Annotated in this window: 27 protein-coding genes and 1 tRNA gene; 11 read left to right on the top strand and 17 right to left on the bottom strand. The window is 68.5% G+C overall.

Annotation, left to right across the window (positions count from 1 at the left end; genetic code table 11):
- Positions 1-60 precede the first annotated feature (60 nt).
- The 8 genes from lepB to LX88_RS08600 all read right to left on the bottom strand — a co-directional run bounded on the left by lepB (position 61) and on the right by LX88_RS08600 (position 7,054).
- Positions 61-921, bottom strand: a complete 861-nt coding sequence (gene lepB, locus LX88_RS08635) for a signal peptidase I (RefSeq protein ID WP_258947221.1) — start codon at positions 919-921, stop codon at positions 61-63.
- Between the two features lie 10 nt (positions 922-931).
- Entirely contained in the window at positions 932-2,317 is a 1,386-nt protein-coding gene (locus tag LX88_RS08630; protein WP_372511214.1) for a sensor histidine kinase, read from the bottom strand.
- Positions 2,314-3,009, bottom strand: coding sequence for a response regulator transcription factor (locus tag LX88_RS08625; protein ID WP_258947220.1), 696 nt, complete (start codon positions 3,007-3,009; stop codon positions 2,314-2,316). Before LX88_RS08625 ends, LX88_RS08630 begins: the two co-directional genes overlap by 4 nt.
- Before the next feature lie 80 nt (positions 3,010-3,089).
- Positions 3,090-3,701 carry a trimeric intracellular cation channel family protein gene (locus LX88_RS08620; RefSeq protein ID WP_258947219.1) on the bottom strand — a complete coding sequence of 204 codons (612 nt, stop codon included), beginning with the start codon at positions 3,699-3,701 and terminating at the stop codon, positions 3,090-3,092.
- A gap of 21 nt (positions 3,702-3,722) precedes the next feature.
- Positions 3,723-4,706 carry a nucleotidyltransferase domain-containing protein gene (locus tag LX88_RS08615; RefSeq protein WP_258947218.1) on the bottom strand — a complete coding sequence of 328 codons (984 nt, stop codon included), beginning with the start codon at positions 4,704-4,706 and terminating at the stop codon, positions 3,723-3,725.
- A gap of 53 nt (positions 4,707-4,759) precedes the next feature.
- The gene (locus LX88_RS08610) at positions 4,760-5,917 is read right to left on the bottom strand and encodes a GNAT family N-acetyltransferase (protein WP_258947217.1); all 1,158 of its coding nucleotides are present in this window, start codon (positions 5,915-5,917) and stop codon (positions 4,760-4,762) included.
- Between the two features lie 10 nt (positions 5,918-5,927).
- Complete coding sequence (locus LX88_RS08605; RefSeq protein ID WP_258947216.1) at positions 5,928-6,743, bottom strand: 3-hydroxyacyl-CoA dehydrogenase family protein; 816 nt, start codon at positions 6,741-6,743, stop codon at positions 5,928-5,930.
- Complete coding sequence (locus tag LX88_RS08600; protein ID WP_258947215.1) at positions 6,740-7,054, bottom strand: EthD family reductase; 315 nt, start codon at positions 7,052-7,054, stop codon at positions 6,740-6,742. The genes LX88_RS08605 and LX88_RS08600 overlap by 4 nt, the downstream gene beginning before the upstream one ends.
- 74 nt (positions 7,055-7,128) lie before the next feature.
- Between LX88_RS08600 and LX88_RS08595 the strand changes: the two genes are divergently transcribed.
- Entirely contained in the window at positions 7,129-7,776 is a 648-nt protein-coding gene (locus LX88_RS08595) for a histidine phosphatase family protein (RefSeq protein ID WP_258947214.1), read from the top strand.
- Here the strand turns inward: LX88_RS08595 and rpmF are convergent.
- The 3 genes from rpmF to LX88_RS08580 are packed head-to-tail and all read right to left on the bottom strand — an operon-like array spanning position 7,773 to position 9,066.
- Positions 7,773-7,934 (bottom strand): 50S ribosomal protein L32, encoded by a 162-nt coding sequence (gene rpmF / locus LX88_RS08590; protein WP_030481357.1) that lies wholly within the window; start codon positions 7,932-7,934, stop codon positions 7,773-7,775. The genes LX88_RS08595 and rpmF overlap by 4 nt on opposite strands.
- The gene (locus LX88_RS08585) at positions 7,934-8,185 is read right to left on the bottom strand and encodes a type B 50S ribosomal protein L31 (protein WP_030481358.1); all 252 of its coding nucleotides are present in this window, start codon (positions 8,183-8,185) and stop codon (positions 7,934-7,936) included. Before LX88_RS08585 ends, rpmF begins: the two co-directional genes overlap by 1 nt.
- Positions 8,182-9,066, bottom strand: coding sequence for a GTP-binding protein (locus LX88_RS08580; protein ID WP_258947213.1), 885 nt, complete (start codon positions 9,064-9,066; stop codon positions 8,182-8,184). The genes LX88_RS08585 and LX88_RS08580 overlap by 4 nt, the downstream gene beginning before the upstream one ends.
- A gap of 51 nt (positions 9,067-9,117) precedes the next feature.
- Here LX88_RS08580 and rpmB point away from each other — a divergent pair, with 51 nt between their 5' ends.
- From rpmB to rpsR, 4 genes are read left to right on the top strand one after another with little or no spacing between them, the layout of a single operon-like run.
- Positions 9,118-9,348 carry a 50S ribosomal protein L28 gene (gene rpmB, locus LX88_RS08575; RefSeq protein ID WP_258947212.1) on the top strand — a complete coding sequence of 77 codons (231 nt, stop codon included), beginning with the start codon at positions 9,118-9,120 and terminating at the stop codon, positions 9,346-9,348.
- On the top strand, positions 9,348-9,515 hold the full coding sequence (gene rpmG, locus LX88_RS08570) for a 50S ribosomal protein L33 (RefSeq protein WP_030481361.1): 168 nt from the start codon (positions 9,348-9,350) through the stop codon (positions 9,513-9,515). The genes rpmB and rpmG overlap by 1 nt, the downstream gene beginning before the upstream one ends.
- A 4-nt stretch (positions 9,516-9,519) precedes the next feature.
- Positions 9,520-9,813: a 30S ribosomal protein S14 gene (gene rpsN, locus LX88_RS08565; RefSeq protein ID WP_258947211.1), complete on the top strand. Its 294-nt coding sequence runs from the start codon at positions 9,520-9,522 to the stop codon at positions 9,811-9,813.
- Positions 9,813-10,043: a 30S ribosomal protein S18 gene (rpsR, locus tag LX88_RS08560; protein WP_258947210.1), complete on the top strand. Its 231-nt coding sequence runs from the start codon at positions 9,813-9,815 to the stop codon at positions 10,041-10,043. The genes rpsN and rpsR overlap by 1 nt, the downstream gene beginning before the upstream one ends.
- Here the strand turns inward: rpsR and LX88_RS08555 are convergent.
- Positions 9,991-10,347, bottom strand: coding sequence for a hypothetical protein (locus LX88_RS08555; protein WP_258947209.1), 357 nt, complete (start codon positions 10,345-10,347; stop codon positions 9,991-9,993). The genes rpsR and LX88_RS08555 overlap by 53 nt on opposite strands.
- Positions 10,348-10,431: 84 nt before the next feature.
- Here LX88_RS08555 and bluB point away from each other — a divergent pair, with 84 nt between their 5' ends.
- Positions 10,432-11,064: a 5,6-dimethylbenzimidazole synthase gene (bluB, locus tag LX88_RS08550; protein WP_258947208.1), complete on the top strand. Its 633-nt coding sequence runs from the start codon at positions 10,432-10,434 to the stop codon at positions 11,062-11,064.
- A gap of 86 nt (positions 11,065-11,150) precedes the next feature.
- Positions 11,151-12,608 (top strand): GGDEF domain-containing protein, encoded by a 1,458-nt coding sequence (locus tag LX88_RS08545; RefSeq protein WP_258947207.1) that lies wholly within the window; start codon positions 11,151-11,153, stop codon positions 12,606-12,608.
- Positions 12,609-12,680: 72 nt separating this feature from the next.
- On the opposite strand, the gene LX88_RS08540 is transcribed toward LX88_RS08545, so the two are convergent.
- Positions 12,681-13,328, bottom strand: a complete 648-nt coding sequence (locus LX88_RS08540) for a response regulator (protein WP_030481367.1) — start codon at positions 13,326-13,328, stop codon at positions 12,681-12,683.
- Positions 13,329-13,779: 451 nt separating this feature from the next.
- On the opposite strand from LX88_RS08540, the gene LX88_RS08535 reads away from it, so the two are divergent.
- Positions 13,780-16,980: a penicillin acylase family protein gene (locus tag LX88_RS08535; RefSeq protein WP_258947206.1), complete on the top strand. Its 3,201-nt coding sequence runs from the start codon at positions 13,780-13,782 to the stop codon at positions 16,978-16,980.
- A 55-nt stretch (positions 16,981-17,035) separates the two neighbouring features.
- Here the strand turns inward: LX88_RS08535 and LX88_RS08530 are convergent, their stop codons facing one another.
- Both LX88_RS08530 and LX88_RS08525 read right to left on the bottom strand, forming a co-directional pair.
- Positions 17,036-17,773 carry an FkbM family methyltransferase gene (locus LX88_RS08530; RefSeq protein ID WP_258947205.1) on the bottom strand — a complete coding sequence of 246 codons (738 nt, stop codon included), beginning with the start codon at positions 17,771-17,773 and terminating at the stop codon, positions 17,036-17,038.
- A gap of 10 nt (positions 17,774-17,783) precedes the next feature.
- Positions 17,784-18,620 carry a hypothetical protein gene (locus LX88_RS08525; RefSeq protein ID WP_258947204.1) on the bottom strand — a complete coding sequence of 279 codons (837 nt, stop codon included), beginning with the start codon at positions 18,618-18,620 and terminating at the stop codon, positions 17,784-17,786.
- Positions 18,621-18,793: 173 nt separating this feature from the next.
- Here LX88_RS08525 and LX88_RS08520 point away from each other — a divergent pair.
- Positions 18,794-18,869, top strand: a tRNA-Arg gene (locus tag LX88_RS08520).
- A gap of 68 nt (positions 18,870-18,937) precedes the next feature.
- Here LX88_RS08520 and LX88_RS08515 read toward each other — a convergent pair.
- Together LX88_RS08515 and LX88_RS08510 are read right to left on the bottom strand one after the other, a co-directional pair.
- Positions 18,938-19,420 carry a hypothetical protein gene (locus LX88_RS08515; protein WP_258947203.1) on the bottom strand — a complete coding sequence of 161 codons (483 nt, stop codon included), beginning with the start codon at positions 19,418-19,420 and terminating at the stop codon, positions 18,938-18,940.
- Positions 19,421-19,546: 126 nt separating this feature from the next.
- A complete protein-coding gene (locus tag LX88_RS08510) occupies positions 19,547-20,029 on the bottom strand; it encodes a GNAT family N-acetyltransferase (RefSeq protein ID WP_258947202.1) in 483 nt (160 codons plus the stop codon).
- A gap of 28 nt (positions 20,030-20,057) precedes the next feature.
- On the opposite strand from LX88_RS08510, the gene LX88_RS08505 reads away from it, so the two are divergent.
- Together LX88_RS08505 and LX88_RS08500 are read left to right on the top strand one after the other, a co-directional pair.
- On the top strand, positions 20,058-20,999 hold the full coding sequence (locus LX88_RS08505; protein ID WP_258947201.1) for a nucleoside hydrolase: 942 nt from the start codon (positions 20,058-20,060) through the stop codon (positions 20,997-20,999).
- Positions 21,000-21,045: 46 nt separating this feature from the next.
- Entirely contained in the window at positions 21,046-21,945 is a 900-nt protein-coding gene (locus LX88_RS08500) for an LCP family protein (RefSeq protein ID WP_258947200.1), read from the top strand.
- Positions 21,946-22,073 lie beyond the last annotated feature (128 nt).

Below are 22,073 nucleotides of genomic sequence, written 5' to 3'. Positions count from 1 at the left end.
AGACGCACGGAAAAGGGGCGAGGACCACCTTGGTCCTCGCCCCTTTCGCGTGCTTGGCGACTACTTGCCGCCGGTCTGCGGGTTGTGGTCCGAGATCGAGCCCCAGCGGCCCACCGGGATCACGATGACGCGGGCCTTGCCGATCACGTTGTCGACCGGGATGGCGCCGTCGGCCGGCGTGGGGTCGCCGTGCTTGCGCGAGTCCGACGAGTTGTTGCGGTTGTCGCCCATCACCCACAGCGTGCCCGCGGGAACGGTGACCTTCTCGAACGAGTCCTGCTGGCGGGGGCCGCCACCGAAGTTCAGGTACGGCTCGTCGAGCGGCTTGCCGTCGACCATCACGCGGCCCTCTTCGTCGCAGCACTCGACGGTCTGGCCGCCGACGGCGATGACGCGCTTGATGAAGTCCGTGCCGCTGGGCTCGGAGAGGTTCACCATCGAGCCCAGGTCCTGCAGGGTGCCGACCACGAAGTTCGGGGGCTGCTTGCCGCCGGTCCAGTTCGGCGGGCCGCGGAAGACGATGACGTCGCCGGGGCGCGGGTCGTTGAACAGGTACGTGATCTTCTCGACCAGCACCTTGTCGTTCACGCAGCCGGTGCAGCCGTGCAGCGTCGTCTCCATCGAGGCCGACGGGATGACGAACACGCGCGCGACGAACGTCTGGATGACCACGGTCAGCAGCAGCGCGACGCTGAAGATGACCAGCAGCTCTTTCCAGAACGGCTGCTTCTTCTTCGCATTCTTCTTGTGGAACCTGGGCGCCGGGTCGTCCTCGTACGCGGAGGAACGCGACGAGCGGTCCTCGTACGACGAAGCGGGCGAACCGGACGTCGAGAAGCGCGACGTGGGTTCGGGGCCGTCTCCGGAGGGAGGGGTCGTCTCCCAGGTCGACGAAGAATCGTCGTTCACGCGATGACTCACACGCCCCACCTTACGGTCGTCCGGGTAGGCGCAACGTGAACAGGGCTCCACCCTCGGGGGCCCTGCCCGCCGTGGCCGTGCCGCCGTGCCGTTGCGCCACCTGCTTGACGATGGCGAGTCCCAGACCGGAGCCCGGCAGGGTCCGCGCCTCGGACGAACGGTAGAACCGCTCGAAAACGTGAGGTAGATCGGCATCCGCGATGCCAGGGCCCGCGTCCGCCACCTCCACGACGGCGCTGCCGTCGCCCACCTGACGGAGGTGCAGCCGCACCGCCGAACCCGAGGGACTGAACTTCACCGCGTTGTCGAGGAGGTTCAGCACCGCGCGTTCCAGAGCACTGGAATCACCCAAAAGTGTCCACGGTTGCAGCTGCACGTCGAACGTGACGTTCGTGGCGCGGCGGCGCGCGCGGTCCAGCGACCGTTCCACCACCTCGTGCAGGTCGACCGGCTCGTGGATGACCTGCGGTGCGTCCTCGCGGGCCAGTTCGACCAGGTCACCGATCAACGTGGTCAGTTCGTCGATCTGGGCGCGCACGTCCGCCTGGATCTCCGTCTTGTCCTCCTGCGACAGGTTCGGCGCGTCCGGGCGCTCCGAGGCGAGCAGCAGCTCCAGGTTCGTGCGCATGGACGTCAACGGCGTGCGCAGCTCGTGGCCCGCGTCGGCGACCAGGCGGCGTTGTCGTTCCTGCGACTCGGCCACGGCGCCGAGCATCGCGTTGAAGCTGTGCGTCAGTCGCGCCAGCTCGTCGTCGCCCGCGACCGGGATCGGGGTCAGGTCACCCGTGTTCGCGACGCGTTCGGTGGCCTCGGTGAGTCTTTGCACCGGCCGCAGGCTCGTGCGCGCGACGGCCGTGCCCGCGATGGCCGCGAGCAGTACGCCGGCACCGCCGATGAGCAGCAGGACCACGCTGAGCTTCGCGAGCGTCGTCCGTTGCGGCACCATCGACTGGGCGATGATGATCGCCTGGCCCGGCTGGTACGCGACGGCGATGACCCGCGTCTCGGTCTTGTGGTCGGTCCAGATGAACTCGGGCCGGTCGCCGTCCGCGACGTCCCAGGCCTCCTGGACGCTGGGCGGCGGGGTGGAGTCCTTCGGGTAGATGATCTTCCCGGGATCCGCCAGCAGCACGCCCATCTTCACGTCGCCCGCCGCGAGGAACGCCGCCGGGTAGTTCGCGACCTCGTCCGGTGTGGTGACCTTCGTGCCGTTCGCCACCGTGGCGGCACGCTGGCGCAGACCGTCGTCGAGCGCGTCGTACGTGCTCTTGCGCACGACCATGTACGCACCGAGAGAGACCAACGCGACGGCTCCGGCCACGCAGAACGCCGCAAGCCAGGTGACCCGCGCCCGCAGCGACGCCCGTTGCAGGCGCCCCTGGGGTTCGGCGATCACGGAGGTGTTTCCCTCATGACGTAGCCCACCCCACGCACCGTGTGGATCAGCCTCGGTTCGCCCTCCAGCTCCGTCTTGCGGCGCAGGTACCCCACGTAGACCTCGAGTGCGTTGCCCGAGGTCGGGAAGTCGTATCCCCACACGTCCTCCAGGATGCGGCTGCGGGTGAGCACCTGGCGCGGGTGCGCCAGCAGGAGCTCGAGCAGCGCGAACTCGGTGCGGGTGAGGCTGATCGGACGCTCGCCGCGGCGGACGTCACGGGTCGACGGGTCCAGCTCCAGGTCGGCGAACTTCAGCACGGCGGCGGACTGCTGGGCCGCGTCGTCGTCATGGGCGGCCCTGCGCAGCAACGCGCGCAACCGGGCCAGCAACTCCTCCAGCGCGAACGGCTTGGGCAGGTAGTCGTCGGCTCCGGCGTCCAGCCCGGACACCCGGTCGCTCACGGCGTCCCTTGCGGTCAGCACGAGGATCGGCAGGTCGTCACCGGTGCTGCGCAGCCTGCGGCACACCTCGAGGCCGTCGAGGCGGGGCATCATCACGTCGAGCACCATCGCGTCCGGCCTGGCGGCGGTCACCGACTCCAGGGCCTGCATGCCGTCTCCGGCAGTCTCGACCTGGTAGCCGTTGAACTGCAGCGAGCGGCGGAGTGACTCCCGGACCGCCCGATCGTCATCGACAACGAGGATGCGCATGAGGGCAGTCTTGCCGAGGGATCTGAGAAGTGCCTGAGAAGGGCCCTAACTGCGGGTGTGAGTACTGCGTTAGTTTCTTGCTAGCCCTCCAGGCCCCTCGCGACCGGCGCGTTCCACTTCCGCCAGAGCGCGATCAGCCTGATGGTGATGATCAGCACCGCGCCGGTCAGCGAGACCAGGCCTTTCGGCAGCCCGGCCCATTCGCCCACCGCCACGACGACCGCGCCGCACAGCGCAGCCACGGCGTAGATCTCTCTCCTGAGGACCAGAGGGATCTCACGGAGGAGCAGGTCACGTAGTGCGCCACCGCCGATGCCCGTCGTCATGCCGATGAGGCACGCCGCGTAGGGCGTCGCTCCGAGGGACAACGCCGTCGACGTGCCGGACGTGACGAACAGGCCGAGGCCCACGGCGTCGAGCAGCAGCACGCTGCGGCGCAGCTTCGCGACGTGCGGGTGGAACCAGAAGACGATGAGGCCCGTACCGCCCGCGACCAGCAGGTACGGCCAGTTCCGCAGGCTCGTCGGCGGGTGCACGCCGAGCAGCACGTCGCGGATGATGCCGCCGCCCAGTGCCGTGGTGAGCGCCAGGATGGTCACGCCGAACACGTCGAGGCGGGCGCGGACCGCGGCCACCGCTCCGGAGGCGGCGAAGACCGCGAGACCGATCAACTCCAGGACGACGAGCAGCACGAACGGAGAGGGTAATGCCGGTCAACGGGGCGGTGCCGCCCGGCGGTAACCGGCGTCCAGCCGCCCTCCCGCGGACACCAGGACGGCTTCCACGACGGCGATGAACCGCTCGGCGCCCTCGCCCCGCACCAACGCCCGGTAGGCGTCCACGAGCTCGTCCTCCTTGGCGTCGCGCAGCCGGCGCAACAGCCACTTGCCGTGCCCGAGCCACCGGTTCTGCATGACCAGCGCGAGCTCTCCCGCGCAGCTCAGGAGCCTTGCCGCGACGAACAGACGCTCGTCCTCGTCGCGTGCGCCGATCAGGTCCTCAAGCAGGTCCGTGGTGCCGTAGCGACGGTCTTCCAGTTCGGTGACCGTCGCGGGAGCAGGGCCCGCATCGAGCAGGGCGCGTGCCTCGGACCGCATGCGTTGACCTGTGCCGTCGGCGTCGAGCATGAGGAAACCCTCGGCGCACATGTGCAGCAACGGAGGCCGCCGGCCCTCGGTGTCACGGGCCACGAAGTCCTGGAACGACTCGATCGTGTGACAGAACAGCTCGACCGGCCAGCCGCGGTACCGCAGCGTCTCGCGGAACGCGCCGGGCAGGTCGTCGACGATCACGACCATGTCCAGGTCGGAGTTCGCCGTGTAGTTGCCCGCCGCCACGCTGCCGCCGAGGAAGGCCGCCCTCGCGAGCGGGTACTTGACGTCGAGCAGGTCCCGCGCGACCTGCACCGGGTCCTTGTCCCAGTCCAGCGGGTGGCCGTTGACGTAGTAGTCCTGGTCGGGGTCCAGCGGGCCGAGCACGTGCTCGATGCACGGCCGGATCGCGGGCAGCACCTCGTGGAGGTCCACCAGCCACGGGTTGTCCTCGGCGTCGAAGAACGGCCTGATCGTCAGGAACTGGGCTCGCGAGATCTCCCGCACGCTGACCGGTGGCCCGCTGCGGTGCTTCGCGTAGCCCTTCAGGCGCCAACCCATGTTGTCGCCGTAGGCATGCCTGACCTCGTCCTGGTCCCCCGCCACGCGTCCATTGTGACCGAAGGACAGGTGAGAATCCCGTTGCGAACGGCCGATCGTCAGAAGAAGTCCGCGAGCCGGGGCGTGCCGGACGAGCCGGTGAGCTGGTCGAGCACCGCCGCGTCGGCCGGGTCGCCCTCCAGCAAACCCCCACGTCGCAACGCATGCGTGTTCTGCGCGCCGGAGAACCACGGCCCGAGCGCTCGCGCGTGCAACCGCACCGCGCCGGTGCCCCCTGGTTCGACGCGCACCGAACCGTCCTCCACGACGAGGCGCTGGAGGCCCGCGTGCCACGGCGCGTGGTCGTCGACGACCTCCAGGTCCACGGCGGCGTTCGCGAGGCGCGGCCAGCCACGGGCGGCCACGGCGGCGGGCAGGTCGACGACGCGCTGCATCCAGGTCGAGGTCCACACAGAGTGGCGGATCGGCGTGCCGCCCAGGAAGCCGATCGTCGCCGGGTCGGTGATCCGCAGGTCGATCGCCTCGAGCGTGCCCGCCCAGGACGCCAGCGAGGCGAGGAGGTTCAGCTGGGCCTCGACGTCGACGCCGATGAGGTCGTGGACCTTGAGCCGGCCCATGTCGCCACCGGACTCGCGAGTGGCCGTCAGGTAACCGCGCAGGCCGTTCGGGCCGGGCAGCACGGTCACCAGGTCCATCTCCAGGACCTTGTCGAGGTCCATGCGCGGTGGCCTGCGGTCGGCCATGCCGTCGATCGTCCGCGCCACCTCCAGGTAGCACTCGTGCAGGGCGGGGAGGTCGCTCTTCTCCGCCGGACGCGACGGGATCAGCTCGGCGGGCTTCGGAACGGAGAGCAGCCGGTCCATCGGCAGCTCGACCCACTCGAAGACCCCGGCGCGTTCCCAGCCGCGGCGCCGGTACAGCGTCGGCACGGTCGCGTAGAGCACCGAGAGCGGCTGGCCGTGCTCGCGCATCGTGGTCAGCGCGGCGTCGAGCAGCGCGTTCGCGATCCCCCGGCCGCGATAGGCCCCGTCGACGGCGACGCCACCGATCCCGCCCATGGGAACCGCGGCGCCGCCGTAGAACTGCGCGTACGAGCCGATGCCGAGCACGCCCGCGACCCGTCCGTCGATCTCGGCGAGCAGTCCGTGCGAACCCGGCCGCAGCAGCGGTCCCGACGGCTTGGTGCCGTTGAACGCGACCCTGCGCAGCCGGAACACGGCGTCGCGGTCGTCCTCGGTGAACTCGCGGATGTGCACGGACAACTATCTACCAGGAAAAGAAGCCCTGGCCCGTCTTCTTCCCCAGCTCACCCCTGGCGACCTTGTCCCGCAGCAGCCGCGGCGGGTCGAACCGCGGCCCCAGCTCGGCCGCGAGGTGCTCGGCGATCGCCAGCCGCACGTCGAGCCCGACCAGGTCGGTGAGCTCCAGCGGGCCCATCGGCCAGCGGTAACCGAGCTTCATGCCGGTGTCGATGTCCGCGGCGGAGGCGACGCCCTCTTCCAGCATGCGGATCGCCTCCATGCCCACGGCGACTCCCAGCCGTGAGGTAGCGAATCCCGGCGAGTCGCGCACCTCGATGACGGTCTTGCCCATCTGCTCGGCCCAGGTCCGCGCCTTGGCCACGTTCGCGGGGTCGACGCCCTCGTGGTGGACGAGCTCGACGAGCTGCTGCACCGGGACGGGGTTGAAGAAGTGCATGCCCAGCACGCGTTCGCCGGGCAGGCCGGCGGCGATCTCGGAGATCGACAGCGACGACGTGTTGGAGGCGAGGACCGCGTCCGGGCACTTCTCGGCCGCGAACCCCAGGACCTTCTGCTTCAGCGGCACGTTCTCCGGCACGGCCTCGACGACCAGTTCGGCGTCCGCGGGCAGCTCGCCCGTGGAGAGCTGCGCGAACACCGCGTCGGCGTCGGCGAGCTTGCCCTTCTCCTGCGCCCTGCCGAGCGACCGCCGCACGGCGAGCCTGCCCTGCTCGGCGCGTTCGGCGTCGGCCTCCGACAGCGTGACCTCGTGACCGTTCGCGAGCAGGAGGTGCGCGATGCCCGCGCCCATCGTGCCGCCGCCGATGACGACGGCCTTCACGACACGACCTCGGCGCTGAACATCGCGACCAGCTCCATCCCGCCGATCTCGGCGAGGTTGGCACCCGAGGTGGCCCACTCCGGCGACTGCAGGACGGCCTTGAACGACTCCTCGGACTCGAAGTACATCTCCGCGATCAGGTGCGGCTCGTTGTCACCGAGGAACCCCGCCAGGAACACCTGCTGCACCTTGGCGACCTCGGCGCGGACCAGGCCGGGAACCGAGTTCACGATCGGCAGGTGCGACTCGAAGTACCTCTGGTCGAAGCCCTCGTCCGCGGGCTTCTTGTACAGCGCGATGTACTTGATCATGTGACACCATCCTCCTCGACTCGCCGAGCACTGTAACGCCCGGAGCAGTCCCCGGGCTGAGGCACGATGGTGAGGTGCGGATCATCCTGCTGCGCCACGGACAGAGCCTCGGCAACGTCGACGAGCTCGCCTACTGCCGCATCCCCGACCACGCCCTGCCGCTCACCCAGACCGGCGAGAGCCAGGCACGCGCCGCCGGACCGACGATCAAGGCCCTGATCGGCGACGGGCCGGTCGCGGCCTACGTCTCCCCGTACAAGCGGACCAAGCGGACGTTCGAGCTGCTCGGGATCTCCGCGGAGCGGATCGTCACCGAGCCGAGGGTGCGCGAGCAGGACTGGGGCAACCTCCAGGACCCGGTGCAGCAGGAGGTGCTCAAACACCAGCGGCACGCGTTCGGCCACTTCTTCTTCCGGCTGCCCAACGGCGAGTCCGGCGCGGACGTGGACGACCGGGTGGCGGCGTTCCTCGACGGCCTGGAAGTCCGGCTGCGCAAGGACGAGACGCACCCCAAGACGGTGCTGGTCGTGTCGCACGGCCTGACGATCAGGCTGCTGTGCCGCAGGCTTTTCGACTGGAGCATCGACCTGTTCGAGTCACTGTCCAATCCGGACACGTGCGAGAACCGCGTGCTCGACCACGACGGCACGGGGTGGAGGCTGGACCGCCCTTTCGACCAGTGGCGCGACTCACCGGACGGAACGGTCCAGCAACCCCTTTAGATCAGTCCGCGCTTGTAGGCGGCGACCAGCCGCCGAGGCACGAGGAGCTCCTTGCCGTCCAACGTCCGCACGCGCACGAGGTCCGGCGCGGTGGCCTTCCACTGCGACCGGCGGTGGCGGGTGTTGGACCGGGACGTCTTGCGCTTGGGAACGGCCATCAGCGCTCTCGCTTTCCGTAGCGGCGGTTGAACTTCTCGACCCGGCCCGCGGTGTCCACGAGTCGTTGCGTGCCCGTCCAGAACGGGTGCGAGTCGGCGGTGATGTCGACGACGAGCAACGGGTAGGAGTTGCCGTCCTCCCACTCGATCGTCCTGGACGACTTCGCGGTCGAGCGGGTCAGGAACGTCTTGCCGGTGGACGCGTCCTGGAAGACGACCGGGTGGTAGTCGGGGTGGATTCCGGGCTTCATATGGCCAGCTTTCGGATCGAGTCCACGAAGGACAGTTCGTCGTCGGTGAGCAGTGCTTCGGCGAACGCCGCGGTGATGGAGTCCGGTTCGCCCAGGGTGATCGCCACGATCTGGGTGGTCCTACCCCCGAGCGGCCCGCCCTCGCCGACGTGCAGGCCGCAGCCCGCGGACTCCAGGTGCAGCGCGACGTCCGGCTCGTCCGCCACCCAGAGCCGGCCGCGCGAGCGCACGACCGTTCCGTCGAGCAACGAGTCGAGCGCGTCGTTCAGCCGTGCCGGGTGGAACGGCCGGTCCGCCGTGAAAACCGCTGTCGAGACACCGCATTCGGGCATCAGGGGCATCAGCCGCGGCCGGGTGCGCCTGCGCGCGACCACCGTCTCCGGCGTGCAGCGGTGTGCGCCCGGAGCGAGCCGGTCGAGCACGGCGAGCGTGCGTTCGTCCGCGTCTCCCTGCAGCACCAGCACGTCCGCGGCCTCGGCCTGCGCGACGACGACCTGGGCCACCGTCCGCTGGTCGCTGACCATCGAGGCGTCGCCCAGCGCGTCGTCCAGCCAGGTCGCCGCGTCGAGCACGGTGATCACGCACTCGACGTCGATGCCGAGCTTGCGGCGCACCGCGTCCGGTTCCAGCAACGGGTCCAGCTGCAGCACGACCGTGTGGCCCTCCAGGCCGGCGAGCAGCTCGCGCAGGTCCTCCCGCACGGTGCAGGACACGCAACCGTGCAGCAGGCCGATGTCGGTCGCGATGCCGTCGACCCAGCGCCGCACACTGGTTTCCGCGGCCACGTGACGCACGAGCACCGAACCGGGCCGGTCGCGCCACACCCGCACGGCGACGTCGTGGTCGACCAGCCCCGCCACCATAACGACAACGGTTTCCATGTGAGGTACCGTAGATGAAAACGAAAGTCGTTTCAATCTGGAGGTACCTCAGTGCGCTGCCAGCTGACCGGCCGTGAGCCGGGCTTCGGCAACCGCGTCTCGCACTCGCAACGCAAGACGCGGCGCCGGTGGAACCCGAACGTCCAGCACAAGCGGTACTTCGTGCCGTCGCTGAACAGGTTCGTGACGCTGACGCTGTCCGCGAAGGGCATCAAGACCATCGACAAGGTGGGGATCGAGGCCGTCGTGGCCCGGCTCCGCGCGCAGGGGGTGAAGGTCTGATGGCCAAGAGCACCGATGTCCGGCCGATCATCAAGATGAGGTCGACCGCCGGAACCGGCTACACCTACGTGACGCGCAAGAACCGCCGCAACGACCCGGACCGGATGGTGCTGCGCAAGTACGACCCGGTGGCGCGCAGGCACGTCGAGTTCAAAGAGGAGCGCTGAGGACGTGGCGAAGAAGTCGAAGATCGCCGCGGACCTGCGCAGGCGCGAGGTCGTGGCGCGGTACGCGGAACGGCGGGCCGAGCTCAAGGAGATGCTGCGGGACCCGGAGACGCGCGCGGAAGCGTTGCAGGGTCTGCAGAAGCTGCCGCGGGACGCGTCACCGACCCGGTTGCGCAACCGCGACGTCGTGGACGGACGGCCGCGCGCCTACAACCGGAAGTTCGGCCTGTCCCGCGTCCGGCTGCGGGAGATGGCCCACCGCGGTGAGCTGCCCGGCGTCTCGAAGGCGAGCTGGTGATGCGCGAGAAGAAGCCGCTCAAGCGCAGGGTGAACCTGCTCGCGAAGGAGGGCGTGACCGTCGTCGACTGGAAAGACGTCACGCTGCTGCGCAAGTTCCTCTCGGACCGGGGCAAGATCCGGTCCCGCCGGGTGACCGGCCTGACGCCGCAGCAGCAGCGCCAGGTCGCCACGGCGATCAGGAACGCACGGGAGATGGCCCTGCTGCCGTACCCGTCACAAGCGCGATGACCCGCACCGCCGCGCTGGTCAGGAAGGCCAGCGCGGCGAGCTGCACCAGCAACGCGAGCACCCAGGTCGTGTGTTCGTCGACCGTCAGGTCGCCGCGAACACCCACCAAGAAGGTCGCGTAGAGGCCCCAGCACTGCAGCGCGGCCAGGCCGGCGCCGACGATCGTGGTCCGCAGCGAGACGACCACCACGACGGCGGCGAGCAGGAGCAGGGCGAGCAGCGGCCAGGCGCCGGTGAACGTGGTCACGCCGACTCCGGCACCGAATGCGAGCGCCGAGCCGTAGCCACCTCTCATTCTTCGCATCCGATCGGTGTATCGCCTCAGGTGAGATCAGCGCCACCTCTCCAGCGTGAAGTTGGTGCTTTCGAGTGAGGCACGATCGCACGAATGAACCTGTACGACGTGGTCCACCGCCGCAGGGACACCCGCGCCGAGTTCTCCGGTGAGGAGATCCCCGCCGACGTGCTGCGCCGGGTGTTGAGCGCCGCACACGCCGCCCCCAGCGTCGGGCTGTCCCAGCCGTGGGACTTCGTGCTCGTGCGCGACGAGTCGACCCGGCGTGCCTTCCGCGACCACGTCCAGGCCGAACGCAGCGTCTTCGCGGCCCAGCTGGACCAGGAGCGGGCGGAGACCTTCTCCCGCATCAAGGTCGAGGGCGTCATGGAGTCGACCCTCGGCATCGTGGTCACCTACGACCCGGACCGGGGCTCGCCGGCGGTGCTCGGCAGGCACGCGATCGCGGACGCCGGTCTGTACTCCGTGTGCCTCGCCATCCAGAACCTGTGGCTGGCCGCGACGGAAGAGGGACTCGGTGTGGGCTGGGTGAGCTTCTACCGGGAAGATGTGCTGCGCCGGCTGCTGGACATCCCCACAAGGGTCCGTCCGGTTGCGTGGCTGTGCGTCGGTCCGGTTCGATCACTGCCCGAGACGCCCGATCTGGAACGTCACGGTTGGCGCAACCGACTACCCCTCGATGACGTCCTGCACCACGATCGGTACGGGGCGCGACCGACCCGGTAGCCTGTGCGGGCCGCTCGGCCAGTCGGAACGGAGTCGATGAACGAGTGGAGCAACGCGATCCGCTGGTAGCGGGGCAGATTCCGCGGTTGGACCGAGAGGTCCGCGCGTTGCTCAACGCTGGCCGCTTGCCGGAGGCGAACAGTCTTTTCGACGAGGTGGTCACCAAGGTGTCCCCCGGCGCCGACCGCTGGGTTCGATCGGCGGTTCTGGTCAACCGGGCGGTGATGGCCTGGCGCCTCGGCCGCATCCCCCTCGCGCTGGAACTGGCCGCCGAGGGGTGGACGGACCTCGACGCCGACCGTTCGGACAGCCCCGCCGTGGCCCACACGATGGGCTCCCTCGGCTATCTGATGGAGGGCATCGGCAACCGGCGCGCGGCCCTGGACATGCTGCGGCTCTCGGTGCAGGTGGCGCGTCGTGCGGGCAACACCGACGTGCTGGCCCACTGCCTGCAGCGCCTCGGCGGTTCGCTGAACTTCCGCGCCTGTTCCGGGCCTCCCGCGGCGGCGCCGGCGATCTTCGAGGAGGCGCTGGCCTACCTCGACGAGGGCCTCGGTATCGTCAAGGACGAGGTGCACCGCCGCGCGCTCCTCGGTGCGTGCGGACGGTCCCTGGCCGGCGTCGGCCAGCTGGACAAGGCCGAGGAGATGGGCGACGAGACGCTGCGACTCGCCCTGGACGCTGACGACCTGTGGGGCGTCTCGGTCGGCAACTGGGTTCTTGCCGTCGTGCGCCGTGAGAAGGGCGATTTCGACGAGGCGCGCACACTCGCGTCCCGTGCCGTGACGAGCGCCGAACGCATCAACGACACGTCACTGCTGCTGCGGTTCTCGACCGAGCTGGCGGACATCTGCCACGCACTAGGGGACGCCGAGGGCGAGGCCGAGGCGTTGCGCCGGTCGATGGCCGCCTCCCGCACGGCCAGGGAGACGTTGCAGGAGGGCCTGGGCCAGGCGCTGGAGCAGCGCCGGGTGGCCGTTCAGGCACAACGGCTCGCGGTGGCGGCGCAGGAGGCCGCAGCGCGTGACCCGTTGACGGGCCTGGCGAACCGGCTCGGGCTGGAACGGGCGGCCGCCGCGTTGCTGGAGTCGACGGCGGCGCGCGGGCGGGTGCCGTGGCTGGTGCTGGTCGACGTGGACTGGTTCAAGAACGTCAACGACGACGCCGGGCACGCGACGGGCGACGCGGCGTTGCGCGAGATCGCGGCGTTGCTGCGGCGCGAGTGCCGGTCGGACGACCTGGTGGCGCGCTGGGCCGGTGACGAGTTCGTGGTGCTGCTCGGGGACACCGGGCCGAACATGGACGTCGGCCCGAACGTGGCCGAGCGGATCCGCGCGGCCGTCGACGGGCACGACTGGACGATGGTGCTCGGCGCGGTCCGCCGCCCGACGGTCAGCATCGGCGTGGCGGCGGGACCGGCCAAACTGGACCAGCTGTTCGCGGCCGCCGACATGGCGCTCTACCGCGCCAAGCGGCACGGCCGCAACAGGGTCGAGGTCGAGCCCTCGGTGGACGAGGTGCCCGAGATCGTGTCCGGGAACTAGCGTTCGCGTGGTTGATGAGGGGAGCTTTCATAAACGTCAGGTTTATGAAAGCTCCCCTCATCAACCACGTTTTCAGGCGATCAGGCCGCCGCGGTAGGCCACCAGTGCGGCCTGCACGCGGTTGACCGCGCCGATCTTGCCGAGCACGGACGAGACGTAGCCCTTCACCGTCGCCTCCGACAGGTGCAGGGTGCCGCCGATCTCCGCGTTGGACATGCCCTGGCCGATCAGCACGAGCACCTCGCGCTCGCGTTCGGACAGGCTCTGGAGAAGCCTTCGTGCCGGCTCCGCCATCCGTTCGCCGTCGGCGACGGCCGCGAGAACTCTCGCCGCCACACCGGGGTCGAGAACAGCGCCTCCGCGCGCGAGATCACGCACGGCCTTGACGAGCTGTTCCGGTTCGGTGTCCTTGAGCAGGAAGCCGGCCGCGCCCAGGCGCAGAGCTTCCGAAACGTACTCGTCGACGTCGAACGTGGTCAGGATGCAGACCCTCGGTGGGTCCGGCAGGGTCCGCAGCCTCCGCAGGGCCACGAGTCCGTCCGAGGTGCGCATCCGGATGTCGAGCAGAACAACGTGCGGACGATGCTGGCGTGCCAGGTCGGCTACCAGATGTCCGTCATCGGCCTCAGCAACAACTTCGATGTCTCCGACGCTGCTCAGGATCATGCGAAGGCCGGAGCGGACGAGGTCCTCGTCGTCGGCCAGCAGAACCTTGATCACGACGCCTCCCGCATTGGCGTTCCGTGCTCCCTCATGTTCGTGATCTTGGCGTACGCACGCCGAAGACCACGTTAATTCTCAGTTATCTCATCATGTGGTTACAGATTTTCGAGAACGCCAACCGCGTTCACAGTTACCGGAATTGGCGTCTGACTTCGCTGCGTAGGCGGGCCACCAGGCGTTAGGAGGGATCATCGGAACACTGAGTGACGAAACATCGAAATCCCACTGAGTGGAATGCGGTACCAGAAACACGGATACGCCCTCGGTAATCCGATTCAGATGTCTCGCTTGGCCTCGTTTCTGCCCATATGGCTCCTTAATGGGTTTCGGGATCGATACAGTCCGTCCTGCACCGGATCAGAAAACGCGAAGGTCTTTCGCAATAGCCTTACCGGAAAGTAACGTGCGTCACAACAGCCCTGCCCTGCACGGAGAGGAGCTTCGCGCGATGCGGAGAGCCAATCCGGTGACGACCCTGCTGGCGACCGCCGCCGTCACCGCCTCCCTTTTGATCGTTCCGTCGGCCAGCGCCGAGGAACCCCCACGCGCGGCCGCGTACGCCGCGGACGACTACTGCCTCGGGCAGTGCAACGACGTCCTGCCGCCCGGCAACAACGGCAACGCGACGCTCGCCGAGGTCCTCGCGCACAAGGCGCTCGGCACCCGGCCCGCGCATTCGGCGGACCAGCTCGGGAAATACGACGCCCTCGTCAACGGTTACGGTGGACTGACGAACTCGCAGCTGACGGACTTCTTCAACGACGCGTCGTTCGGCGTGCAGTCCGACCAGGTCGAGAGCACCATCAAGCCGCGGTCCGACGTGACGATCGTGCGCGACAAGAAGATCGGCATGCCGCACATCACCGGGACCACGCGGTCCGGCACGATGTTCGGCGCCGGTTTCGCGGCCGCGCAGGACCGCCTGTGGCTGATGGACGTCTTCCGCCACCTCGGGCGCGGCCAGCTGACCGGTTTCGCCGGTGGCGCGCCGGGCAACCGCGTGCTGGAGCAGAGCTTCTTCAACCAGATCCCCTACACCGAGGCGGACCTGCAGAAGCAGATCGACAGCGCGACGACGAACGGCGGTGAGCGCGGGCGTCAGGCGCTGGCCGACGTCACCGACTACACGGCGGGCATCAACGCGTACATCACGCAGGCCATCGGCGCGCGGAACTTCCCCGGTGAGTACGTGCTGACCGGGCACGCCGACGCGATCACGAACTGGAACGACATCCAGCCGTTCAAGACGACCGACATGGTGGCGATCGCGTCCGTGGTCGGCGGCCTGTTCGGCGCCGGCGGTGGCGGCGAGGTCCAGTCGGCCCTGGTGAAGCTGGCCGCGCAGAACAAGTACGGCGCTGCCACCGGCGAGCAGGTCTGGAAGGCGTTCCGGGCGCAGAACGACCCCGAGGCCGTGCTGACCCTCCACGACGGACAGTCGTTCCCGTACTCCGCCTCACCCGCATCGCCTCAAGGCGTAGCACTTCCCGACGGTGGCGTCGTCACACCGGAACGCATGGTCTACGACGAGGTGGGCGGCACGGGAGCGTCCGTCGCCGTTCCCGCTGCCGAAGACGTGGCGAAGGCCCGGGGCATCTTCTCCGACGGCGTGCTGCCCGCCGACCTGCTGAACAAGAAGCACGGCATGTCGAACGCCCTCGCGGTGTCGGGTGCTCACACGGACAGCGGGAACCCGATCGCAGTGTGGGGGCCGCAGACCGGTTACTTCGCGCCGCAGCTGCTCCTGTTGCAGGAGCTCAACGGCCCCGGCATCCGGTCGCGCGGCGTCTCGTTCGCCGGCGTCTCGATGTACGTGCAGCTCGGCCGGGGTGTCGACTACTCGTGGAGCGCCACCTCGTCGGGCCAGGACATCGTCGACACCTACGCCGTCGAGCTGTGCAACGCGGACGGCTCTCCCGCCACCAAGGCTTCGACGTCGTACCTGTTCCACGGCGCGTGCCTGCCGATGGAGCGCCTCGAGCGCAAGAACGCCTGGAAGCCCACGGTCGCGGACGGCACACCCGCCGGCTCGTACACGCTGGTGATGCACCGGACCAAGTACGGCCTGGTGACGAGCAGGGCGACTGTCGGCGGCAAGGTCGTGGCGTACACGACGTTGCGTTCGACGTACATGCACGAGGTCGACTCGATCATCGGCTTTCAGGAGCTGAACGATCCTTCGGCGATCCGTTCGGCCACCGACTTCCAGCGCGCGGCCGGCAAGATCGGGTACGCGTTCAACTGGTTCTACGTGGACTCCCGCGACTCCGCGTACTTCAACTCGGGCCTGAACCCGGTTCGCCGTTCCACTGTGGACCCGAACCTGCCGACGTGGGGCCGCGCCGAGTACGAGTGGGTGGACTGGAACGGCGACGAGAACGTTGCCGCCTACATGCCGTTCGCGGCGCATCCGAACTCGATCAACCAGGACTACTACGTGTCCTGGAACAACAAGCAGGCCAAGGACTTCACGTTCGGCGGGTTCGGCCACAGCGCCGTGCACCGCGGTGACCTGCTCGACATCCGCGTGCGCGCTTTGATCGCCTCCGGCCAGAAGGTCACGCGTGCTTCTCTGACCCGCGTGATGGCCGAGGCGGCCGTGGCCGACCTGCGCGCCGAGCAGGTGCTGCCCGAGCTGCTGCGGGTGCTGGAGTCCGCTCCGGTCGACGCCACCCTGGCCCCGGTCGTGCAGAAGCTGAAGGACTGGCAGCGCTCCGGCTCGTTGCGCAAGGAGACCGCGAAGGGCAGCAAGGCCTACAGCCACGCCGAAGCCATCCGAATTCTGGATGCCTGGTGGCCCCTTCTCGTCGAGTCGCAGTTCAAGCCGACGCTGGGTGACGGCCTGTACAACGCCCTGGTGGCGGCCCAGCAGGTGGACGAGGCCCCGTCCGACGCGCACGGCGCCGCGCCGCACAAGGGTTCGTCGTTCCAGTACGGCTGGTGGGGCTACGTCGACAAGGACCTGCGCAAGGTCCTCGGCGACCCGGTCCAGGGAGCGTTCCCGCAGACCTACTGCGGTGGCGGCACCCTGTCAGGTTGCCGCACGGCTCTCGTCTCGTCCCTGCAGGCGGCCGTGGCGAAGCCCGCGAACGCCGTCTACCCAGGTGACGCGGACTGCGCCGCGGGCGACCAGTGGTGCGCGGACACGATCATCCACCGCGCCATGGGCGGCATCACCCAGGACAAGATCCACTGGCAGAACCGCCCGACGTACCAGCAGGTCGTGCAGTTCCCGTCCCGACGGGGCCAGACCATCACCAACCTGGCAGCCGGTCGCACCGCTACCGCGTCATCCCACGAAAAGGGCTGGAACACCCTCCCGCCGTCGAACGCGGTGGACGGCAACCCGACGTCCCGCTGGGCCAGCGACTGGAGCGACAACCAGTGGATCCAGGTCGACCTTGGCTCTGTGCAACGAATCGGTCGCACCGTGTTGCGATGGGAATCGGCCTTCGGCAGGGGATACCGCATCGAGATTTCCAATGACGGCACGAACTGGCGGAACGTTTTCTCCACAAGTAGTGGCGATGGCGGCGATGATGTCGTAGCGTTCACACCACAGGACGCGAGACACCTACGGCTGACGGGCACCCAACGGGCCAATCAGTACGGGTACTCCCTGTACGAGCTTGAGGTCTACGTTTCGTAGGCCTTCGAGATGAGGACGCCGATCCACCCCCAGGGGTCGGCGTCCTCTACTTATTTCAGACCCTGAACAGGTAGTTCCGGATCTCGCCCCCGATGTCGCCGGTGGGCACCCACTCACCGCCGTGCCACGTGGTCATCCGGTACCCGCGCTCGGTGAGGAAGTCGGCGACGTCCTTCGCGTGGTACCCGAACCGTTCGACGTGCCGTTCCTCGATCTCGAGCAGGAACGCGGGCTTGAGCCGCTCGATGGTCTCCACAGCCCCTTCGAGAACCCGGAGCTCGGCCCCCTCGACATCGGCCTTGACGAAGTCGAGCCGGGTGATCCCCTGCTCCTCGACGAAGTGGTCGAGCGTGTCCGTCTTGACCAGAACATCCAGGTGCTGGTCGAACTCGTCGTTGGACCCGAGCCCGTTGGCCCCCACCGTGAGGAACGAACGCCCGGTGACCGGGCTCCCGTGCCGCACCGGCACGGACATGACCTCGCGCCCCTGCTTCTCCGCACCAAGCGCCACCGAGTGCCTCTTGATGTTGGCCCCTTCACGCGGCCGCAGCACGTACGACAGGGTGGGGTGCGCGAACACCAGCGGCTCGAGGCTGTGCACAGTCCCTTGTGGACCGACCAGTCTCGACAAGGTCACCGTGTAGAGCCCCAGCGCGGCCCCGACGTCGATGCAGACGTCCCCCGGCTTGACGACCTTGCGAAGCCCGATGAGCTCTGCCTCGGCATAGGGCGTGAGCCGGGCGAGGGCCTGCAACCCGGCGACAACAGCGGCACTGCGAAGTTGGGTCAACACCCCAGTCACCCTAGACGTGCCCGTTCGTGTGACGTTCGCCCGCAGGCAACCCGACCTGGTCAGCGAACTCGGCAGCCACCCGAGCCCCACCGTAGACGCTCAGCGCTTTCACCAGGTGCAGCCGCAGGTCCTGCCGATGAGCGTCCCCGAGCTCGGGCATGGCCCGCTCCACACTGCTGACCAACGACTCGGCCCAGTTGGTAGCAGGCTCCCGCTGCGCGAGCTTCACGAGCTCAGCGAGGTGATCAGCCAGCTTGACCGCCTCAGCGACCTGATACCCGTTGCGCTGCAACCACCAGATCGTCGCCGTACCGACGTCCGTCAGCACCTCGTCCCGCAGGTACCGGATCTCAGCCCGCTCGACATCCCGTTCGGCCAGCTTGAACGTGGAGTTCCGCAACAGCTCGACGTGCTTCCGAGCCATCTCCAGGTCCTCGTCCCCAACAGTGATCTTCACCTGCTCGGCCCGCGCCCAGACATGCGTGCCGGGCACCTGCCGTTCGGTGGCGAGCTCATCCCCCAACTGCACCTGCAGGGCAGCGTGATGGATCAACATCGCCTTGGAACTGATCTCCTTGGCCCGCTGCAACACGTGGTGGATAGCCGCACTGCGCGGCGAGTTGTGCCGCAACCCAGTGGTCAGATCAAGCCGCCACACCACGGTGAACTTGAAGTGGAAGTCCAACCCGTACACCGCACTCGCCAACGGCGTCTCGAACTCCTGCTGATGACTGCTCGCCGGCGGCACGAACGTGATGTCGTCAACGCGCCTGGGCACCCTCTTGCGCCACCAGGCCTTGAGGGAACCAAGCGGGCCAGGACGGAAGTCGGGCCAAGGTCTGCTCACGCCACCTCCCTACCTGACGTTTGTGCCCGGCAGAAGGTGGCCTGCCTCACTTCCCTCCAACGGCCGCACGGTGCTTTGGGTGCTCCTCACGGTGCGTGAGCGGCGTGCCGGTCCGCGGTAGCCGGGGGCGCTGGTCAACTCGGTGGCGGCACCCCGGTAGACTGCTGTCGCCGGCCCTAGTAGCTCAGGGGATAGAGCATCGGTTTCCTAAACCGTGTGTCGCAGGTTCGAATCCTGCCTGGGGCACCACCTTTCGCCGGGTGAAATCAGGGCCTGACATGCTGAAACGCTGTCGGGCCCTGATCTTTTCGGGCAGCTCACCCGCCGGCGCGCACGTGACTGATGTACGGCTCGTACGCCGACAGGTCGCGGGACGGCTCGTACCTGCTCAGGTAGTAGTAGTCGGCGATGATGTTGGCCTGCTGCTCGGTGTTGAAGTCGGCGAACGTCTTCCCGTGCAGGCCTTCGATGCCGCCGTAGTCGTAGAGCCCCTTCGCGAAGAAGCCGGCGATCGCCGTCGGCAGGAGGCTCAGGACGCTGCGGCCGTGTTGGTACTGGTAGGCGTGCGTTAGTTCGTGGACCAGCCAGCGTTCGTAGCGGGCCTGGTGTTGCGGTGTGGTCAGGACGCCCTTGGGGAAGGTGACCAGGCGCGGGAGGGTTCGGGCTACGCCGAAGCTGCCGAGTACGCCGCCTTCGGCGAGGATCAGTGCGCTGATGTCCAGGGCGTCGCCGAACACCTCGCGGGCTATCGAGGCCTCGTGTGACTCCAGGTTGCGGCGGAACACAGGTCGGAACGCCACGGTGGCTCCCCTGCTCTGGCTTCGGGCTGGCGATGTCGAGCAAGGATGTCACGGGTCACGCGTCGAAGTCCTGTTTGGACACAGAGGTTCTACAAGAGGCTCAGGACGGCGTGCTGATCGACGAGGTCATCCTGCGACGCCCGTGAGCCGGTAACGGATCTCCCTCAGCTCGGCCCCGCCGATGGTCTCGGTCTTGACCGTGCCATCGGCGCGGAACCCGAGCCGCTCGTAGAACCGCCGCGCCCGCGGGTTCTCGTCGAACACCCACAGCACCACGTCCTGCTCCGCGCCGAGTGCCGCACGTGCCAGCTCGTACCCCAGCGGAGTGCCCCACGCCGAGGGCAGCACGTAGAGCGCGAACAGCTCAAAGGCGGCATCGGGCTCACGAGAGGGACCGACGGCGCAGAACCCGGCCACGGCGTCGTCGACGAACCCGACCCAGACCCCACCGCGCGGGATGCCCCGTTCCCACATCGACGCGCGCTCCTGCACGGAGAGCTCGTCCAGCACGGAGTCCGGCACCAGACCGCGATAGGCGGCCTGCCACGTCTGGACGTGCACCGACGCGACGGCAGGAGCGTCGGAGACAACTGCGAGACGGACCGTCATGACTTCCCCCACTGGCATGATCGGACGCATGCGGATCATCGTCGACGCGGACCCCGGCATCGATGATGCCCTCGCTTTGTACTACCTGCGGTCCCAGCCGGAAACCGAGATAGTCGCCATCGGCACGGTGCACGGCAACGTGCCGGTGCAGCAGGCCACGGCCAACGCGTTGAGGCTCACCGAACGCCTCGGCCTCGACGTCCCGGTGGCCATGGGCGCGGCGAAACCGCTTGCCCAGCCCCTCATGACCGCGGAGAGCGTGCACGGCGAGGACGGCCTCGGCGGCCACGCGGGAGACGAGCCCGCCACGTGCCCCACCGGGGAGAGCGCCGCCGAGCAACTGGCGAACCTGGCACGGGAGAATCCAGAAGAACTGAGCCTCCTCGCGATCGGGCCGCTCACGAACGTCGCTCTCGCCCTGCAGATCGAGCCGCGCCTGCCGCAGTTGCTGGACAAGGTTGTCGTCATGGGCGGCGCGCTCAACGTGCCCGGCAACATCACGTCCCACGCCGAGGCCAACTTCTGGCACGACCCGGAGGCGGCCGACCTGGTGCTCGCCGCCGGCTTCGAGGACCTCACGATCGTCGGCCTCGACGTCACCATGGCGGGCCACGCGTCGCAGGAGTGGCTCGACGCGCTCCCCCACGACTGCTTCCCGAAGCGGATCCTCGGCTTCTACGCCGACTTCTACGGCAGCTTCCTCGGCAAGAACGGCTTCGTCCCGCACGACCCGCTCGCGGCGGCGATCCTCTGCGACCCCGGCCTCGCCACCTACGACGAGGACCGGTTCGCGATCGAGCTCACCGGCCGCTACACGCGCGGCAAGATCGTCGCCGACCAACGGTTCCTCGCCCCGGAAAGCCCGTTCGGGCGTGACATCGCCACCGAACGCACGAGGGCCAAGTACGCCGTCACGGCCGACAACGCCCGGTTCCTCGACCAGCTGAGGCGCGCTGTGACACAACCATGACGAACCACCGACGGGACCTGGACAAAAAACGGGGACCGTGAGAAGCATGAACGTCCACTTGAAACGATGGCTCGCGGTCTCGGGGGCCGCCGTGGTCATCGCTGCGGGCGTCGTGGCCGGGGGTTCCTACTGGCGGCTCGAGAGCAATCTCAAGACCGTCGATCTCGCCGAGGAGATCACCCACCCCAGGCCTCCGTCGACGCCTGGGCGCCCCCTCAACATCCTCCTCGTCGGCAAGGACGACGAGCGGTCCGACACGGCCATGGTCGTCCAGCTGAACGCGGCGGGCGACCAGGCCCGCGTGATCAGCATCCCGCGCGACACCATGGTGCCCAGGCCTCAGTGCGGGGCCAGCCCGCCGGTCGCGATCGCCATGTTCAACAGCGCCTTCTCCACCGGCGGGGCCGCGTGCACCGTGGCGACGGTCGAGCAGATGAGCGGCATCCGGATCGACCACTTCGTGCAGGTCGACTTCAACGGGTTCCGCGACCTCGTCGACCGGCTCGGCGGCATCGACGTCACGATGCCCGAGGCGATCGACGACGAGAAGAGCGGGCTGCACGTGCCGGCCGGGCCCACGAAACTCGACGGAACGCAGGCGCTCGCATTCGTGCGCACCCGCTACAGCATCGGTGACGGCAGCGACCTGAACCGCATCAAGAACCAGCAGCTCTTCATGCGGGCGTTGAGCGAGAAAATGGCGAACGAGAACTGGCTCGCCAGTCCGGCGAGAACACTCGAGCTCGCCGACGTCCTCACGAAGTCCATCGTCACGGACACCGGAATCGGCTCGATTCCGAAGCTGGCGGATCTCGCGGGAAAACTCACCGCGTTGAAACCGGAGTCCATCACGTACGCGACGCTTCCGACCGAGACCTACCTCCCGGATCCGAACCGGGTCCAGCCCAAGCAGCCGGAGGCGGACGCGCTCTGGCAGGCGGCCTGACCTAGCAGACGGCGCCCTGCCACTCGCCGGGAAGCGGACCCGAGGGCCACGGCTGAGGAGACCCCCGGTACTCCTCAGCCGTGGACGTTCTGCCCCAGTCGGTCGCTCTCACGTCGACGATCTCCCCC

Origin of the sequence: Lentzea californiensis, assembly GCF_024648825.1 — a bacterium.
GTDB lineage: Bacteria > Actinomycetota > Actinomycetes > Mycobacteriales > Pseudonocardiaceae > Lentzea > Lentzea californiensis.
This window is presented reverse-complemented; position numbering and strand designations above follow the sequence as displayed.

Bases quoted from the DNA above. Each gene is read 5' to 3' on its own strand.
- LX88_RS08535 (WP_258947206.1), top strand. From the start codon at position 13,780: ATGCGGAGAGCCAATCCGGTGACGACCCTGCTGGCGACCGCCGCCGTC.
- bluB (WP_258947208.1), top strand. From the start codon at position 10,432: ATGAACCTGTACGACGTGGTCCACCGCCGCAGGGACACCCGCGCCGAG.
- LX88_RS08580 (WP_258947213.1), bottom strand. From the start codon at position 9,066: ATGGAAACCGTTGTCGTTATGGTGGCGGGGCTGGTCGACCACGACGTC.
- rpsR (WP_258947210.1), top strand. From the start codon at position 9,813: ATGCGCGAGAAGAAGCCGCTCAAGCGCAGGGTGAACCTGCTCGCGAAG.
- LX88_RS08505 (WP_258947201.1), top strand. From the start codon at position 20,058: ATGCGGATCATCGTCGACGCGGACCCCGGCATCGATGATGCCCTCGCT.
- LX88_RS08555 (WP_258947209.1), bottom strand. From the start codon at position 10,347: ATGCGAAGAATGAGAGGTGGCTACGGCTCGGCGCTCGCATTCGGTGCC.
- LX88_RS08500 (WP_258947200.1), top strand. From the start codon at position 21,046: ATGAACGTCCACTTGAAACGATGGCTCGCGGTCTCGGGGGCCGCCGTG.
- LX88_RS08600 (WP_258947215.1), bottom strand. From the start codon at position 7,054: ATGATCAAGTACATCGCGCTGTACAAGAAGCCCGCGGACGAGGGCTTC.
- LX88_RS08585 (WP_030481358.1), bottom strand. From the start codon at position 8,185: ATGAAGCCCGGAATCCACCCCGACTACCACCCGGTCGTCTTCCAGGAC.
- rpmF (WP_030481357.1), bottom strand. From the start codon at position 7,934: ATGGCCGTTCCCAAGCGCAAGACGTCCCGGTCCAACACCCGCCACCGC.
- rpmG (WP_030481361.1), top strand. From the start codon at position 9,348: ATGGCCAAGAGCACCGATGTCCGGCCGATCATCAAGATGAGGTCGACC.
- LX88_RS08625 (WP_258947220.1), bottom strand. From the start codon at position 3,009: ATGCGCATCCTCGTTGTCGATGACGATCGGGCGGTCCGGGAGTCACTC.
- LX88_RS08510 (WP_258947202.1), bottom strand. From the start codon at position 20,029: ATGACGGTCCGTCTCGCAGTTGTCTCCGACGCTCCTGCCGTCGCGTCG.